The sequence below is a fragment of the Francisella sp. 19S2-4 genome, from assembly GCF_036281795.1.
Lineage (GTDB): Bacteria > Pseudomonadota > Gammaproteobacteria > Francisellales > Francisellaceae > Francisella.
Window position 1 is genome coordinate 20,412 of record NZ_JAWUZH010000011.1, and the last position, 17,856, is coordinate 38,267.

Below are 17,856 nucleotides of genomic sequence, written 5' to 3' on the forward strand. Positions count from 1 at the left end.
CCTTATTAAAAATTAAACCTTCTCTACAAAGTCTTCTAAAATCTTATGACTAGCTTTTTGATCAACTTTTGCAGATATAATCTTACTAGCTCCAGCCATAGCCAATGTCACAAGCTCATGTTTAAGCTCTTCTCTCGCCTTTATCTTCTCTTGTTCAATCTCAGCCATAGCCATACTTTTGATTTTATCAGCTGCAGCAATAGCTTCTTCTTTTGCTTGCTCATCAACCTTGTGTGCTCTAACATAAGCATTCTCGACTATCTCAGTAGCTTTAGCCTTAGCTTCACGTAATACTTCAGCTGATTTTCTCTTAGCAACTTCTAATTCTCTAGATGCCCTATCAGCAGAAGCTAATCCTTCAGCTATTTTCTCTCTACGCTCGTCTAAAGCTTTGCGTAGTGGCGGCCATACAAACTTCATTGTAAAACCAACGAAGATTGCAAATGTTATCATCTGGCCAATTAGGGTTATATTAATATCCATCTACTTATCCTTTAGATAATGAAATTTATGATTTTATAATTCTAAATTATGCACCAACTACTTTTTGAGCTGCTTCTGCTAAACCAGGAATTGCTAAAGGGTTTGCATAAAGAACCAAGAAACCTATTGCTATTGAAATTGCAGCAAACGCATCAACGAAAGCAGCAACAATAAACATACGACCAAGTAACATACCACCCAGCTCAGGCTGACGTGCAACACCTTCAAGATATTTACCACCTAACACACCAAAACCAACAGCTGTTCCTAAAGCTGGTAAAGAAATCAACAGTGCAACTGCAATCGCTGTTAAACCATTTAAGTTTCCTAAAACTTGTAAAGACATATTCATTTTTCATTTCTCCTGTTTTTTTAAAGATTCTTTTTTTTAGTTAATTAAAAATTAATGAGCTTCCTGTGCCATATTTAAATAAACCACAGTCAACATCATAAATACAAAAGCTTGTATCAAAACTATCAGTATATGGAATATTGCCCATATACTACCTAAAGTCCACTGAAACCACCAAGGCAGTAAAGCTATCAAAATAAATATAAGCTCTCCTGCAAAAATATTACCAAACAAACGCAGTGATAAAGAGACCGGTTTAACAACCTCATCAATCAATCTAAAAAATATATTTAAAGGGAATAGCCAAATACCAAAAGGCGCACTTAAAATTTCCTTAGCCAAACCAAAACCTTTTGCCTTAAGGTTATAAAAAATAACTAAGAAAAACACCGCTATAGACATAGCAAAAGTCACATTTGGATCCGCTGTAGGAACAACTCTAAAATAAGGTTCGTGACCACCATCAAAAAAACTAAGAATCCAACCAAACAGATCTACAGGCAAAAGATCCATTAGGTTCATCAAAACAACCCATACAAATATTGTTAAAGCTAACGGAGTCACAAAATCTCTCTTTTGATGATAGTTTTCAGCAACTAGTCCATCCATCCATTCCCATATTGCTTCAACCATATTTTGAAACTTACCAGGAACACCAGAGTGAACCTTTCTTGCCACCAAAAACATCGCAAGAATAAAAACAACCCCTAAGACACCACTCACTAGGATTGAGTCAACATTAAGCTGCCAAAAAGCACCCTTACCCAAGCTTATTTGCCAGTGATGTAAATGATGCTGAACATATTCAGTAGCTACTTGAGAGCCTGCCTCTGTATTTGCCATTAAACTTTCCACCAATATAAAATTAAATATTACTTTAAAAGTATTATCTTTTTATTTCAATACCATAAAAACAAACCTATCTAATCTTTTTAAATAAGACAGGCACAAAACACACTACTAATTGTAACAAAACTAATCCAGAAATGTAAGAAAATAATTTCGGTTTTACATAAATCGCTAACACTATAGTAATTACAGCTACAATGCCTAATTTAAGCATTTCACTCAGATAAAAAATAACGATTTCAATACCAGGAGAGAACTGTTTACGTACAAAAAGTCTTCCAAAAAACACCATATTAGCTATAAACATAGCCAAAGCACCCATAAAGAAAGAATTAGCATATAAATGGTTAAAAAATAAAAGAGTTATAACATAACCAACTAATGCCAATACTGCCTGTATCAGTACAAACCTCTTAGCATCAATTATCATATTTGCTAACATAACACCACATAACTTAACAAAAATATTGACTTATCATAACAAAAAATACCATATTAGAAAAGAAAAAGCTTTTATCTTGAAATAGCTTTCTTTCAAGCATAAAATTAAAAGCTATATATCATATTTTATTACATATATTGGATCTCATGGAGCAGAAAATACACAACATACGCGGGTATGCTTGGATAATAATAATACTAAGTTCTTTTTTATTGTTTGATAAATATATAATGCAAGTTTTTCCTAGTCTTATTACAGATGATATGATGTCAAGTTTTGGTACAAATGCTACACAAACCGGCGCATTAGGCTCTGCTTTCTTTTGGTCTATCATTATCTGTCAACTCTTTTTAGCTGGCCCAATTATCGACAAATTTGGCTTTAGAATAATTAGTCCTATCTCCATAACTATTTCTGCAATAGGAGTTATTTTATTTGTTGTTGCTGCCAACCTTAATAGTCTTAGCATGGCATATATTGCTAGAATAATTACAGGATTTGGCGTTTCTTTTGCAACAATCTCTTACCTAAAAGCTGTCTCTGTATGGTTTGAACCTCGTAGATTTGCCTTCGCAGCTAGTTTTTTAGCCACTGCTGCAATGATTGGAGCATTATGTGCGCAGGCTCCTCTAGCATACCTAATCAGCCTTTGTGGTGACTGGAAAATGGCTATGCTTTTATTTGCTGTAGCTAGCTTACTTATGGGAGTCGTATATTATATTATTGTTCGTGACTTTAACCCTAAACAACCAGAAGCTAGTTCGCCTAGCCACCAATTAAAAACTATCGATGCCCTCAAAGAAGTTGTAAAAAATAAAAACAACTGGTTACTAACATTCTATGTTGGATTAAGTTTTACCGCTGTTGATGCCTTTGCGGGTTTTTGGGGTAATGCTTACTTCCGTGAAGCTTATCATGTTTCTAAAGAAGATGCTGCAAGTATAATCTCAATGATATTCATAGGTATGGCCATAGGCTCTCCAATAATTGGTAAACTTTCAGAAACACTTAATAGTAGAAAAGGTGTAATGATATTTTTTCATATAATAGGTACTATAGCTATCAGCTTCGTATTACTAGCAAAGACTAGTGCTATTATATCAGCAGTTCTACTATTTATTTTTGGCTTATGTCTTGGAATTTATATGCTCTCATTTGCAATAGGTAATCGAATAAATCCAATCATAATCACTGCAACTGTGGCTGCTTTTATCAATACTGGAGAACCTATATTAGGAGCAATATTTGATCCTCTAATAGGATATTTCTTAGATTTATCTTGGACTGGCAAATATATAAATAAAGCAGGTGAAATAGTTTCTCAACATACAAGCTCTGCAGATATCAAGTATTTTGACTTAAGCTCTTATCACTTTGCCTTCACAACACTTGTTATCAGTATGGTAGCGTCATTAATAATCTTAATTATGATCAAAGATACTAAAGACTAATTTGACAAAAACTTATTAAATCTATTATCTAGCTCAGCTACCGCTGTTATCTTTCGCTGCAATTTTTCATCAAAAAACTCTAATCTACTAGCATGGAGCAATAACCTATCAACACCATTATCAGCTAATTTTTTATCTTTATCGACAAAACCATACTTCTTATCTGCGACTATTGGGTTTCCCATAGCCCTCGTATGTACTCTAATTTGATGAGTCCTTCCCGTTTCCAGCTTAATTTCAAGCAAGCTATAATCGCCAAGATGCTTAACTGATATAATTTTTGTAAGAGCTTTTTTACCCTCTTTTTTATCAATCTTAACTAGTCTCTGACCATCTTTAGTTTCCGTTCTCTTTAATGGTAAATCTATTTCTTTAATATTACTATCCCATTTGCCATGAACTACAGCATAATAGATTTTATTAACTTTTCTCTGCTTGAATAAATCAAAAAAATATACCAATGAACTATGTTTTTTAGCTAAAAGTACACATCCTGAAGTCTCTTTATCCAGTCGATGAACCAAATCTAAACGTCTAGCTTTAGGTCTTAATTGCCTTAGACGCTCGACTAGTCCTGAATTTACTCCAGATCCTCCATGCACCGCCATCCCTGACGGTTTATTTACAATAATATAGTCATCATTTTCATAAAGTATGCATTGTTCAAGAAAATCAAGATGGGATTGCGATACCTTTATCAGCTCCTGACTCTCTTCGAGACTAAAAGGAGGAACACGGACAATATCGCCCGCACTAACTCGTGAAGTTTGCTTCACTCTTTTCTTATTTACTCGTAATTCACCCTTACGAATCCAGCGATAAATTAAGGATTTAGGTAATTGAGAGAACTTCCCAATCAAAAAATTATCTATTCGCTGACTTTCAACATCATCAGAAACTTCAAGAAACTGAACCTTATTCATTTGAGGCTCCAAATTTTGGGTTTTGCATATCATTGAGGCGACTCACAGTTCTCTGAAACTCAAATTTTAACCGTTCACCCTTATATATATCTTTAAAATCATAATTAGCTAAAATTACAACCTTCTTATTTTGATCATAAAATTCATCAATAAGGGCTATAAAACGCCTTGCCATATCTTCATTATATTCATCAAATCCGACTAAATTATATATAAATATTTGCTCAAACTGCTCACAAATATCTATATAATCTTGGGAACTCCTACCATCACCACAAATAATTTTAAAATCAAAACAGACATCATTATGACTTAAAAGCATTACTGGAATACTTCTACCTAAAACTTGAATCTTTGAATCTTTATCAAAATATTTATTTCTTATAAAAAACCTATCAAAAAAATTCTTACGATTTTGTTCATTATATGGATATAAATAATTCATATAATCAGTTGGCAAACGAAATCTATAATCTATTCCCGAATCTAAATTCAAAACATCGACATGTTCAAGTAAAACATCAATAGCAGGCAAAAACTGCTCCCTTTGCAAACCATTACGATATAGCTTCTCAGGCTCTATATTAGAGGTTGCTACTAAAACAACTCCTAATTTAAACAACTCTGTAAAAACATTCCCTAATATCATCGCATCAGCAATATCTTCGACAAAAAATTCATCAAAGCATATTACTTGCATCTCTTTAGCCATATCATAAGCCACCTTTGATATAGGGTTTTTTTTACCTTGATACTTTCTTAATTGCGAGTGAATACTTTTCATAAAATGAGAAAAGTGCTGACGTCTTTTTTTTTCTATAGGTAAATTATTATAGAAGATATCCATAATAAAAGTCTTACCTCGACCAACCCCTCCCCACATGTATAAACCAGTTATTTGTGGGTAAATCGATTTCTTAAAGAAACCAATCTTTGAAGCTTTTTTCGAAAGAAGTTGATCAACTATTTTTTGTAAACAACTCACAGCTTCAATTTGTAAAGAGTCCGCTTTTAAATTAAGCTTCTTAACTTTTTCAAAATATATTTCTTTAAGATTCATTTTTTCACTTAACTTCTTTATCTCTAACTAAAATCAATAAGAAGAATGACACAATCATACTAAAAACCAATATTAAAAAGGCATTATGATAGGCTTGAATGCCAAAGTATCTATGCGCTCCTTCTGATATTACATTAGTAATATTATTATGAGCATCAATATACTGCCCTGTCCATGTCATATCTAACATATGTCCAATAAGAGGATCAAACAAAGCCCCAAGCAAAGGCTCTCCTGTATTGATAAGAGCTGCGACTGTAGCTGCAACAACTATAGGATTAATTCTATTACCTATAGCAAAAGCAAGCATATAAACACCTAAACAAAATCCAAACGTAAATAATAAAATTCCAGAAAACATTGGCGTAAGCTTAAATTGTAAAACACCTGCCAGTGAAATAGTTGCAATAATATGGAATATGATCATTATCCCTATTCTATTATCAAATCTCTCTGAAAGTTTACCTATAACAGGAGAGCCTATAGCAAGCCCCAAAAACATCATTGACACTATAAATGATGCATCTTTTGAAGTTATTTCATAAAGCTCTCTAAAATAATTATTACCCCAAATACCCCCAAAAACATCTATCGTTGTAAAAGTTAAACCCGTATATAGAGTAAGATACCAATTATTTTTATTTAAAAGCACTCTTTTTATTCCAGCAAGAGTCCCTGCGTCTGCCGATGTTTTATTAACATCAGGTGCGTGAGGATTGTAATCTCTTACTAAAGCTAAATATAGCAATGCCATAACAACACTAAAACAAGCATAACTTATCAAAGCTCTATGCCAAGATCCTGTTAATTCTATAAGGTATGCTAACGGAACTTGACCTAATAATGCTCCCGTCATCGCAGCAGTCATAAGAAAACTACACACAAATGCAAACTTACGAGGACTGAACCACACCGCAGCTGCCTTTATATATCCAACAGTTGCAAAAGATGCTCCGATTCCAATCATTAACCTTGATATACAACCTAAAACAAAACTATGAATATCTGCCGATAAAACAAATAACAGCAAACCAATAGCTGATAAGACTAAAGAAAAAAAGCTAACTTTTCTAAAGCCCAACCTATCAACAATTGGCCCAGCAACAAAAAATTGACAAAAAACAACAGCCCATAAAAACAAGGATACCATTGCACTCATTTCAGTAGCATTTATTGAAAAACTACTCATTAAATCATTCGCAATCAAACTTGGCGAAACATTCATTATATATTTATCAATCAATAAAAATGAACTCAGAGCAACAACGATCCAAGCATAACCTTTTATATTATGTAGTTTCATAACCTATCTTTCTAAGAAATTTACCAACTCACTCAACAAAACTTGCTCTTGAGGATGGTCTTTTTGAAGATACTTAATGCTAGCGAATCCCCTCTCTAGCTCATCGTAACCGATTATTACAGCAACTTTTGCTTGTGACTTATCAGCCTTTTTAAATTGTGATTTAAAACCTCCCGCCTTAAGATCCATATTTACTCTTAAATTAGGAAGTGCCTCTCTAACACTTTCAACTATTGCAAAAGACTTATGTAAATAGTCTTTATCTAACACAAAGAAAACGTCACATGTGTCATCTTTGGCTGATAACTTACCAAGCTCATCTAAAAGCAACAATAAACGCTCCATGCCCATACCAAAACCTATTGAGCCTGCTTTTTGCCCACCAAGATTCTCAATCAAACTATCATACCTTCCACCAGCACAAATAGCACTTTGAGTACCTAGCCTATCAGTTGTCCATTCAAAGACTAAACCACTATAATAATCCAACCCTCTTACAAGATTATAGTTAACAATATAGTTAATACCCATAACATCAAGATATTCACAAGTCTGCTGAAGCCTCAATTTTTGCTCATCATCAATAAAATCTATTAATTTTGGAGCATCCTTAAGAATTTCTTGCGTTCTTTCTATTTTTGAATCTAGTATTCTCAAAGGATTTTTATCTAACCTTTTAATAGAATCTTCATCTAACTCATTGTGATATGGTTCTAAATAATTTAATAAAGCTTTGACATACTCTTGCCGATTAATGCTCGAGCCCAAGTTATTCAACTCCAATGTAACATAACCTGATATACCCAAATCATTAAATAAATTCCATGCGATAGAGAGAATCTCCAAATCAATTGCAATTGAATCAAAACCATATGCTTCAACACCAAGCTGATAAAACTGTCTATAGCGCCCTTTCTGTGGTCTTTCATAGCGAAACATTGGCCCGCAGTACCAAAGCTTTTGCGTCTGCCCTCTATTAGCCAAGCCATTTTCTACAACCATCCTAACACATCCAGCGGTTCCTTCTGGGCGCAATGTCAAACTATCACCATTTCTATCTTGAAAGTCATACGTCTCTTTTGAAACAATATCTGACGTTTCTCCAACACTTCTATGAAAAAGTTCGCTTTTTTCTAAAATAGGAAGTCTGATCTCATCATAATGATAATTATCAAGAATGGATTTTATTTTAGATTCTAAGAATTGCCACTTATGGCTCTGTTCAGGTAATATATCATTAAACCCTCTAACAGCAGTGAGTTTGCTCATAGAAAATCTACCTCAATTTTTCAGCTTTATCTTCTTTATCGCTGTCTTTATAATTCTCTTCTAGAGATTTGTTATCTTGTTTGATTATTTTAGAATCCGCATCTAAAGCCTTCTGGATTTTATCTTCCATCTCCATACCATAATCTAACGATTGATCATAAATAAATTTTAGATTCGGTACTATTCTTAAATTTAAAGACTTAGCTATTGATGATCTAAAGAAGCCTTTCGATTTATCAAAAGCCTTTGCAATAGATTCCCTATCTTCTACAGCAAGACATGTATAATAAACTTTCGCATAAGATAAATCTCTAGAAAGATCTATTTCTGTAATAGTTGCAGTAGCGAGCTTAGGGTCTTTAATTCTAGTACGTAATAATAAAGATATTACTTTCTGTAGCTCGCTTGCTACTCTTTGCACTCTACCTTCTGCAGCCATAACACTATAACTCCTTAGCTACTTCAATAACCTCAAACACTTCTATCTGGTCACCAGCACGTACATCGTTATAGTTTTTAACTCCAATACCACACTCCATACCTTTTTTAACTTCAGAAGCATCATCTTTGAATCGCTTCAAAGACTCAAGACTCCCTTCATAGATAACGACGTTATCTCTTAGTACACGGATAGGGTTAGTTCTTTTAACACTTCCCTCAATAACCATACAACCAGCAATTGAACCAAATTTAGATGATCTATAGACCTCCCTAACTTCAGCAATACCAATAATCTGTTCTTTCATCTCAGGAGATAGAAGACCTGTCATAGCTTTCTTAACATCATCGATTAAATCATAAATAATATTATAATAACGAAGCTCCACACCATCACTCTCAGCTAGTTTCTTAGCCGCACCATCAGCACGAACATTAAAACCAACAATAACAGCCGTTGATGCAACTGCTAAAGTGACATCCGACGAGGTAATTGCACCAATACCACTAGCAATAATATCAACCTTCACTTCTTCTGTTGAAAGTTTATTTAGTGATTCTCTAATCGCCTCCACAGAGCCTTGAACATCACCTTTAAGTATTATTTTAAGAACCTGCTGCTCACCCTCTTTACCCATATTATTAAACATATTGGATAATTTAAGAGACTGCTCTTGAGCAATCTTAGCTTCTTTTTGCTTTTGTGCTCTTTGTGTTGCAACTTCTTTTGCTTTTTTGTCGCTTTCAACAACAATCATCTCATCACCTGCCGCTGGAACACCTGATAAACCAAGTATTTCAACTGGTGTAGAAGGACCCGCTATTTCAATCTGTTTACCAAGATCATTATACATAGCTCTAACACGCCCATATTCCTTACCACAAAGAATTATATCACCTTGTTTAAGTCTACCATTTTTGATAAGCGCTGTTGCAACAGGACCTCTACCTTTTTCAAGACGAGACTCTACTACTACACCTTCTGCATTACCATCAACAAACGCTTCTAACTCTAAAACTTCAGATTGAAGTAATACAGCATCCAAAAGATCTGGCACTCCTTCACCTGTTTTTGCAGAAACATTGACAAACATCGCATCACCACCCCAAGATTCAGGGATAACGTTTCTTTGTGCTAACTCGCCAATTACCTTATCTGGATCTGCTTCAGGCTTATCAATCTTATTCACTGCGACAACTATTGGAACTCCAGCAGCCTTAGCATGTTGAATAGCCTCTTCAGTCTGAGGCATAACACCATCATCTGCCGCTACAACCAAAATCACGATATCTGTGCTCTTAGCACCTCTAGCACGCATTGAAGTAAAAGCCTCATGGCCTGGAGTATCTAAGAACGTCAAAGCACCTTTCTTAGTTTTTACAGAATATGCACCAATATGTTGTGTTATCCCACCAGCTTCACCATCAACAACTCTAGCATTACGAATATAGTCAAGCAAAGATGTCTTACCATGATCAACATGTCCCATAATAGTAACAACTGGAGCTCTTGAGATTTGCTTATAGCCACTTCTATCAACAGTTGTCACAGCCTCTTCTAAAGCATTTTCATTATGTAAAGTATATTTATGGCCCATTTCCTCAACAATTAAGATAGCTGTATCTTGATCTAATGATTGGTTAATAGTTGCCATCACACCCATATTAAATAATATCTTAACAACTTCAGCGCCTTTTACAGCCATCTTTTGAGCTAGATCACTAACAGTAATACCTTCGTATATTTCAACTGTTTTAACTGTATTTTCAACAGGCATAGTAAACTCTTGTCTTTTAACTTTTGAGTGTTTTACCTTGCCTTTTCTAGATCCAAAATCATCAAATGATTCTAAATCACCTGTAAGCTGAGATAGTTGTCTAGGATTTGCTTTTTTAAATCCTTTACCACTAACTTTTTTAGCTTTAGATTTCTTCTCTTCTTCTTCTCTCTTATATTTCGTATTACTACTAGCAACAGATTCAGAGAAAGCTTTCTTTGTAGATTTTTTCTTTGCTTGTTTATTGTTAGAAGCATCATCTGTAGCAGCATCTTCTTGCTCACTTACCTCTGAGACCACCTCAGGCATCGATGTTATTTTGAAGCCACTACTCTTTATAGGAGCTACTTTAGACTCTTGTGCAACTGCTGTTTCCACTTTCTTCTCAGAAGCTTTCTCAAGCGGAGCTGTCAAAGATTGATCTTTTTTAACATCTGATACTATAGATTGCTCTTCTTTAGCAACTTGCTCTGTTTCATGAGATTTAGTCTCTGAAATACTCGGAGCAACATCTTCTGTTTTTTTAGCAACACGTCTTTTACGCTTAACAGAAACATTTATCTTATGTTTACCATCAAGTTTCATAGTTGTTACTTTTTTTCTAGCTGTTGCAGTTTTTGCACTATTAATTTTTTCTAAAAGCGTTTTCATCTCATCTGATGTAAGCGTATCTTTTTCGCTAGACTTAGATATACCAAAAGACTCTAGCTGCTTTAGTAGTGTATCTACATCTTTGTTAGTTTGTTGTGCTAATTGCCCAACTGTAATATCTGCCATTTCCCTCTCCCTTGTACTCTATATTTATCGCGTACTTTTTTTATTCAAACCAAGGAGCTCTTGCTTGCATAATTAAATCTGTTGCTTGCTCTTCATCCATAGCTACAATATCTAGTAACTCATCAACAGATAAATCTGCTAGATCTTCCATAGTAACTATATTATTCTGAGCCAATTGATTTGCCAAGTCCTGACTCATACCTTGCATATTTAATAAATCTTCAGCTGGCTCTTTATCACCTAATGCCTTTGATAAAACAGCTGCTTTAGCTCTTTCTTGAAGCTCATCTACAACATCTTCATCAAAACCTTCAATTTCTAAAAGCTCATCTCTATCTAAATACGCCAGATCTTCTAAGGTTTCTATCCCTTCTTCTATTAAGACTAAAGCAAAATCATGATCTATATCTAATACTTCAACAAATTTCTCCACTATAGACATTTGCTTTTCTTCTTGTTCAGCATCAGATAAGACATTTATTCTCCAACCAATAAGAGCACTAGCAAGTCTTACATTAACCCCATTTTTACCAATAGCCTTAGATAAACTTTCTTGTTTAACTACGATATCCATTGTATTTGACTCTTCATCAACATTAACTTCTAATATATCTTCAGAATCGACAGGAGATAAAGAGTTAATAGCATACTGTACAACATCCTCATCCCAAAGGATAACATCTACTTTTTCACCATTCAATTCACTCATTATAGAATGAATTCTAGACCCTCTAACTCCCACACATGCTCCACAAGGATCAATTCGTTGATCATTGCTTTTAACCGTTACCTTAGATCTAAAGCCAGGTTCACGAACAACATTCACTACATTTATAAGCTCTTCCTCAACTTCAGGAACTTCCAGCTTAAATAATGCTTTTAACATTGTATTGCTAGCTCTACTTAGCATTACTGTATTTGGCTTACCAAACTCATCCTGCTCAACACTTTCTACACATGCTCTAATCTTATCTCCAACACGGAATCTTTCTCTAGCTATAAGATCTTTCTTAGGCAAAATACCTTCAGCATTATTACCAAGATCGATGACTAATATTTCATATGTCGCTCTTTTTACTTCGCCATAAACAATATCACCAATTTTACCTTGATAGATTTTTGCTGTTTTTTCTTTCTCAAAATTCTTGATTTTCTTCATCAAGATCTGTTTAGCCATTGTTGCAGCTATACGACCATATTCTTTGACTTCTACAGGCTCACGTATCACATCTCCAGCCTTAACATCATAGCCCTTTTCTTGAGCAACATCTTCATATAACTCTTTTGAATAGTCTATCAAATCTTCATCTTCAGAAACTATGTGCCAAACTCTATCTGCCGTAAACTCACCAGTTACTCTATTAATAGTAACCTCGATATTCATTTGTTCATCAAGTTCTTTTTTAGTTACAATAGCTAAAGCCTCTTCCATAGCCTCAAATAAAAGATCCTTTGAAATATCTTTCTCATTAGCTACAGTCTCTAATACTAACAATAATTCTTTGCTCATATCCTATTCCTTCTATCTAACTAAAATCTGGTGATACTCTTAGCTTCTTAAGCTCATCAAAGTCAAAACTCACCTCTTTGTTATTCTCTAACTCTAGAATAACATTATTACCATCAACACCTTTTAGCAAGCCTTTAAATTTTGTTTGTGATTCAACAGGCGCTAAAGTAACAGCTTTTACACTAAAGCCTATCAATGCTTGTGCTTGAGATATATTAAAAATCTGGCGATTCATTCCTGGAGAAGATACTTCTAGAACATATTTTCCAGAAATAGGATCTTCAACGTCAAACATTGCACTAACCTCTCTACTAACAGTTTGGCAATCATCAACAGAAACACCATCTTCATGATCAATAAAAATACGGATGGTAATATTACCACTTCCTACAACCTCTATTCCCCATAAAATATAGCCTAAGTCAGCTGTGATGGGTTCTACTATCTCATATAAATCATCTAGTAACATTTTCACCCCTTAGATTTTGCATATCGTCTAGATAGCAAAAAGGCCCTTAAAGGGCCTTTGTAAAAGAATTCCTGATTGGTAGCGGGGGCTGGATTTGAACCAACGACCTTCGGGTTATGAGCCCGACGAGCTACCAAACTGCTCCACCCCGCGTCTATAGACATATATAATAACAGTGTTTTTCACTATGTCAAGTTTTTTAATGATTCTTAACAAGAATTATGCCTTAAACACTAAACTCTCTAATAGCCTCTATCATTACTTTAACATTATCTGGGTCAATATCAGGATAAATACCATGACCAAGATTCACAATATAATTATTTAACTTATCTGATTGGATAAATTGCATATGCTTTTTAACAGTTTCTCGAATACTATCTGTAGTTCCATATAAAAATGCCGGATCAAAGTTACCTTGAAGAACTTTACCAACACCAATCCTGTGACGTGCTTGTTTTATAGTCACACTCCAATCAACTCCAACACCATCACAAGACTTATCCTTTAACTCGTCAAAAAAATTAGCTCCACCTTTAGTAAAAAACACTACTGGAACATTTGATTTTTCCTTAACTTTACTAGCGATATATTCCATGTACTTTAAAGAAAAATCATTATATTTCTCCAGAGGTAAAATTCCACCCCATGTATCAAAGATCATCAAAGAACTAGCCCCTGACTTAACCTGCTCAAGTAAATATATAACTGTGATATCTGATAGCCTTTGTAATAAGCTATGCATTAATTGTGGATTTGAATACATCATTTTACGTAATTTACTAAACTGTTTTGATCCAGATCCTTCGACCATATATGCCGCCAATGTCCATGGACTACCTGTAAAACCTATCAAAGGAACACTTATTGCTGACCTAGTTATTTTAACTGCATTATAAACATACTCTAAATCTCCAACACTATCCTCTATTGATCTAAGCTTTCCTAGATCTTTTATAGATTCGATAGGATCTGAAAACACTGGCCCAACACCTTTAATAAATTTAAGATCCATGCCCATAGCTTCAGGAATTGTCAAAATGTCTGAAAAAACAATTGCCGCATCCAGATCATAGCGATCTAATGGATGCAGAGCTACTTCACAGCAAGCGTCTGCATTACGACACATATCCATAAAGTTCTCAAATTTTGATCTAACAGCCCTATATTCAGGTAAATACCTACCTGCTTGACGCATAATCCATACTGGAGGTTTTTCTAATTTCTCTTGATTAAATGCATCCAAAAAAAGTCTTCTCATAAAACAATACCTCTTTAGTCTCAAAAACGCTAACTAACGCTTAATTATATTTCTGATGATTATTATAGAAAATAAAATATACTAAACATAGGGCGATTTTTGCTTTAGGGTACTTTAATTGCTTTATAACTCAGCTATCATTTAAAGCTACTTAATAAACTTATCCATTTTTCTATAACTTATTGCTTCTTGTATGGCAATTTTATCAACATCTTTACTACCATTTATATCAGCTATAGTTCTAGCTACTTTTAATATTTTATAATACCCTCTAGCCGATAATCCAAGCTTTTCTATTGCTTGAGATAGCATTTCTTTATTCTCTTCATTTAAGCTACAAACCAAATCCAACTCCTTACTACTTAGCATAGCATTGATTTTACCTTGCCTTGTTATTTGTATCTGGCGAGCTTTTTCAACCCTCTGTCTTACATAATAGCTCTTTTCACCACGTAAATTCTGATTTGTTAAATCCTCTTTAGAAAGCTCTAGCACCTCAACATGCAAATCAATCCTATCTAAAAGAGGTCCTGAAAGCTTACTCTGATAGCGCCGAATTGCTTGTATAGAGTCTGTACATTCTTTGAACTGTGATCCTAAATAACCACAAGGGCATGGATTCATCGCTGCTATTAATTGAAAATTTGCAGGATATTCAACCTGACATCTTGCTCGAGAGATATTTACAATACCTGTTTCTAAAGGCTCTCGTAAAACTTCTAAAACTTTTCTGTCAAATTCTGGCAATTCATCTAAAAACAAAACACCATTATGTGCCAAAGAAATTTCACCAGGCATTGGATTGCTACCACTGTCAATTCCAAGAATTAGTGCTAATATACTTCTATATAAAGCAATGATTTTATTAGACACAATTCCAAGAATTAATGATAATCTGCCATAAAATATGTCAATTATCCAAGAATTAGTGCTAATAAATAACATCTGAAAAAAACATTATGAAAATAAAGTCTAATTATAGAGATATACACTACACTTATTCAAGTGTTTCAGGAAATTATCCTTTTAGATTAGAAAAAACTGTTAGTTTTGAATCAACATTAGAAAGAGACTTTATATCACTAATGGAGTTTAATCTTGTTGTTCTTGATATTACTGAACAACCAGTAACTATCGAGTATAAAAACTCAAGCAATCGCAATGCTTCATATACACCAGATTTTAGAATTGATTTTTTAGCATCCTCAAATATTCCGCCTTATATTGTAGAAGTTAAGCCTAATAAGTTTATAAAATCTAATTGGTATAAGTTAAGAGAAAAGTTTAAATTAGCTACTTCTTATGCTAAAGATAATGGCTGTGTATTTAAGATTTTTGATGAGAATAAAATAAGAGGTCCATATCTAGATAATATTAGATTGGTTAATAATCGTAAACATATGAAGTATTCTTCTCAAGAAGAATCTAGGATTATTGACTATATTACGAACATCGGACATTCAACAATTGACCACATCTTAGAATATCTATACGTAACGAGTGAGCAAAAAGGTATAGCCTTAGGACAGATTCTTGGATTAATAGCTAATCACACATTGTATTGCGACATGCAAGCACCTATAAATAGAAAGACTATAGTCTGGTTAAATAATAGAGATAATCAAATATGAACAATATAGACAGAGGTCGTATATCTATTAAGCCCAATCAATATGTTAAGGTTGGCGTAAATATATATAGAATTACCCAAACAATAGACTTTAATACTGTTGTTGGCGTTGATGTTAAAACAGGTAAGGCAAAATCTATTCTGACTGATGAAGTCAAAAGTATCATAGAAAAAGATCAAATATCTAATCATCAGCAAGATATTGATTCATACACAGATAAACAATGGGAAGAAGTCGAAAAACGCTTTTCTATAATTAAGCCACTAATTGGAGTGTCTACAACCAAAGATGATATTGAAAAACTCGCTTATGACAATAATATTCATTTTACTACTATTTATAGATGGTTAAGAGCATATAATAATACTGGCTCAATAACTAGTTTACTCCCACAAAAAAGAGGATGTACTTTAGGCTCACAGCGATTATCTTTAACAGCTGAAGCTATTATTCAGAAAAATATTGAAGAATACTATCTCACTAAACAAAAGCCTTGTATCCAAAGAGTAATAGAGCTTGTACAAATAGAGTGCCACAATAAAAACATTACTACACCAAGTAAGAATACCATTAGAGCCCGTGTTGCCAAAATTTCACATGAAGAGAAATTAAAAAGACAAGGAAATAGAAATAAAGCCCAAGATTTATATTATCCATCTGCTGGGAAATTCCCTCATGCAACGCATCCATTATCAGTTGTACAAATAGATCATACTCTTATGGATATAATCCTTGTTGATGATAATAATAGATTACCCATCGGTAGGCCTTGGCTAACCTTAGCCATTGATGTTTTTAGTAGAATGATTACAGGATACTACTTATCTCTTGAACCTCCTAGCGAAGCTTCTGTTGCTCTATGCTTAACTAACTCCATTCTTCCTAAAGACAAAATGTTACTTGAGCATGATATTAATGCTGAATGGCCAGTATGGGGACTAATGAATACTATACACGTTGATAATGGTGCAGATTTCAGATCTGATAGCTTGAGAAAGTCCTGCTTATCCTATGGTATAAACATTGAATTTAGGCCCGTTGGTAGACCTAATTTTGGTGGACATATAGAAAGACTTATAGGAACAATCGTCAAAAAGGTTCACTCTTTACCAGGAACAACTTTCTCAAATATAGCAGAAAGAGCTAATTATGATTCTGATAAAAATGCTTGCATGACATTTGCTGAATTTGAAAAATGGCTACTTCTATTTATTACAAAAGTATATCACCAGAAGCAACATAGCTCAATTGATATGACGCCTATAGAAAAATGGGAAAAAGGAATATTTGGAGATGATCAAAATCCTGGTTGTGGCTATCCTATGAAACCAAGTGATAGTGAAACTTTACTTATTGATTTTCTTCCTATCTTTAACAGAACCATCCAAAAGAACGGTGTAAATATCGATGGTTTAAATTATTATGATAACTGCTTAAGGCCATGGATTAATCATATAAATAGAAATACTAAGCAGAAAACTAAATTCATACTAAGAAGAGACCCGAGGAATATATCTTACATTTGGTTTTATGAGCCTCAACTAAAGTACTATTTTAAAATACCTTTAGCAGACCAATCAATTCCACCTCTTAGTCTATTCGAATATTATGCTATCAAAAGTGACTTAAAGAAAAAGAGAACATCTATAACGCCCGCTAACATACTAATGGCATTAGAAGAAATGCAACACCATGTAAAATCTAGCATCTCAAAATCTAAGAAAGCTAGAAGAACAATACAAAGAAAAACTAACCGTGATAAACAACTTTCTTCACCAAAAACTCTTAAGATAACAACAGAAAACTCTAATAATGAGAATGATTTTTGGGATGATAATGTAGAATCCTTTGATTAAGGAT

At 33.9% G+C, this 17,856-nt stretch carries 16 protein-coding genes, 1 tRNA gene and 1 pseudogene; 3 read left to right on the forward strand and 15 right to left on the reverse strand.

Annotation, left to right across the window (positions count from 1 at the left end; translation table 11 throughout):
- Window positions 1–12: 12 nt before the first annotated feature.
- From R8535_RS03795 to R8535_RS03810, 4 genes are all read right to left on the reverse strand, one after another.
- Window positions 13–483, reverse strand: coding sequence for a F0F1 ATP synthase subunit B (locus R8535_RS03795; RefSeq protein WP_329496727.1), 471 nt, complete (start codon window positions 481–483; stop codon window positions 13–15).
- Between the two features lie 46 nt (window positions 484–529).
- Window positions 530–835 (reverse strand): F0F1 ATP synthase subunit B, encoded by a 306-nt coding sequence (locus R8535_RS03800; RefSeq protein WP_150467522.1) that lies wholly within the window; start codon window positions 833–835, stop codon window positions 530–532.
- 51 nt (window positions 836–886) lie between these two features.
- Entirely contained in the window at window positions 887–1,678 is a 792-nt protein-coding gene (gene atpB / locus R8535_RS03805) for a F0F1 ATP synthase subunit A (protein ID WP_329496730.1), read from the reverse strand.
- 76 nt (window positions 1,679–1,754) lie between these two features.
- Entirely contained in the window at window positions 1,755–2,126 is a 372-nt protein-coding gene (locus tag R8535_RS03810) for an ATP synthase subunit I (RefSeq protein ID WP_329496732.1), read from the reverse strand.
- 146 nt (window positions 2,127–2,272) lie between these two features.
- Between R8535_RS03810 and R8535_RS03815 the strand changes: the two genes are divergently transcribed.
- Window positions 2,273–3,577 carry an MFS transporter gene (locus tag R8535_RS03815; protein WP_329496734.1) on the forward strand — a complete coding sequence of 435 codons (1,305 nt, stop codon included), beginning with the start codon at window positions 2,273–2,275 and terminating at the stop codon, window positions 3,575–3,577.
- On the opposite strand, the gene R8535_RS03820 is transcribed toward R8535_RS03815, so the two are convergent.
- The 11 genes and pseudogenes from R8535_RS03820 to R8535_RS03870 form a co-directional block, all read right to left on the reverse strand.
- On the reverse strand, window positions 3,574–4,500 hold the full coding sequence (locus R8535_RS03820; RefSeq protein ID WP_329496736.1) for an RluA family pseudouridine synthase: 927 nt from the start codon (window positions 4,498–4,500) through the stop codon (window positions 3,574–3,576). The genes R8535_RS03815 and R8535_RS03820 overlap by 4 nt on opposite strands.
- Window positions 4,493–5,560 carry a cell division protein ZapE gene (gene zapE, locus R8535_RS03825; RefSeq protein WP_329496738.1) on the reverse strand — a complete coding sequence of 356 codons (1,068 nt, stop codon included), beginning with the start codon at window positions 5,558–5,560 and terminating at the stop codon, window positions 4,493–4,495. Before zapE ends, R8535_RS03820 begins: the two co-directional genes overlap by 8 nt.
- A gap of 4 nt (window positions 5,561–5,564) precedes the next feature.
- Window positions 5,565–6,863, reverse strand: coding sequence for an MFS transporter (locus R8535_RS03830; protein ID WP_329496740.1), 1,299 nt, complete (start codon window positions 6,861–6,863; stop codon window positions 5,565–5,567).
- Between the two features lie 3 nt (window positions 6,864–6,866).
- A complete protein-coding gene (hisS, locus tag R8535_RS03835; RefSeq protein WP_329496742.1) occupies window positions 6,867–8,132 on the reverse strand; it encodes a histidine--tRNA ligase in 1,266 nt (421 codons plus the stop codon).
- Between the two features lie 7 nt (window positions 8,133–8,139).
- Entirely contained in the window at window positions 8,140–8,571 is a 432-nt protein-coding gene (rbfA, locus tag R8535_RS03840; RefSeq protein WP_329496745.1) for a 30S ribosome-binding factor RbfA, read from the reverse strand.
- A 4-nt stretch (window positions 8,572–8,575) separates the two neighbouring features.
- Window positions 8,576–11,125 (reverse strand): translation initiation factor IF-2, encoded by a 2,550-nt coding sequence (gene infB, locus R8535_RS03845; RefSeq protein ID WP_329496746.1) that lies wholly within the window; start codon window positions 11,123–11,125, stop codon window positions 8,576–8,578.
- Between the two features lie 40 nt (window positions 11,126–11,165).
- Entirely contained in the window at window positions 11,166–12,635 is a 1,470-nt protein-coding gene (gene nusA / locus R8535_RS03850; protein WP_329496749.1) for a transcription termination factor NusA, read from the reverse strand.
- 16 nt (window positions 12,636–12,651) lie between these two features.
- Entirely contained in the window at window positions 12,652–13,104 is a 453-nt protein-coding gene (gene rimP, locus R8535_RS03855; RefSeq protein ID WP_329496751.1) for a ribosome maturation factor RimP, read from the reverse strand.
- Window positions 13,105–13,180: 76 nt separating this feature from the next.
- A tRNA-Met gene (locus tag R8535_RS03860) sits at window positions 13,181–13,257 on the reverse strand.
- A gap of 73 nt (window positions 13,258–13,330) precedes the next feature.
- Entirely contained in the window at window positions 13,331–14,365 is a 1,035-nt protein-coding gene (gene hemE / locus R8535_RS03865) for a uroporphyrinogen decarboxylase (protein WP_329496753.1), read from the reverse strand.
- Between the two features lie 147 nt (window positions 14,366–14,512).
- Window positions 14,513–15,184: pseudogene (locus tag R8535_RS03870) on the reverse strand (ATP-binding protein); the annotation flags it as partial.
- Between the two features lie 140 nt (window positions 15,185–15,324).
- On the opposite strand from R8535_RS03870, the gene R8535_RS03875 reads away from it, so the two are divergent.
- Together R8535_RS03875 and R8535_RS03880 are read left to right on the forward strand one after the other, a co-directional pair.
- The gene (locus R8535_RS03875) at window positions 15,325–15,996 is read left to right on the forward strand and encodes a TnsA endonuclease N-terminal domain-containing protein (protein ID WP_329496757.1); all 672 of its coding nucleotides are present in this window, start codon (window positions 15,325–15,327) and stop codon (window positions 15,994–15,996) included.
- Entirely contained in the window at window positions 15,993–17,852 is a 1,860-nt protein-coding gene (locus tag R8535_RS03880; RefSeq protein ID WP_329496758.1) for a Mu transposase C-terminal domain-containing protein, read from the forward strand. Before R8535_RS03875 ends, R8535_RS03880 begins: the two co-directional genes overlap by 4 nt.
- Window positions 17,853–17,856 lie beyond the last annotated feature (4 nt).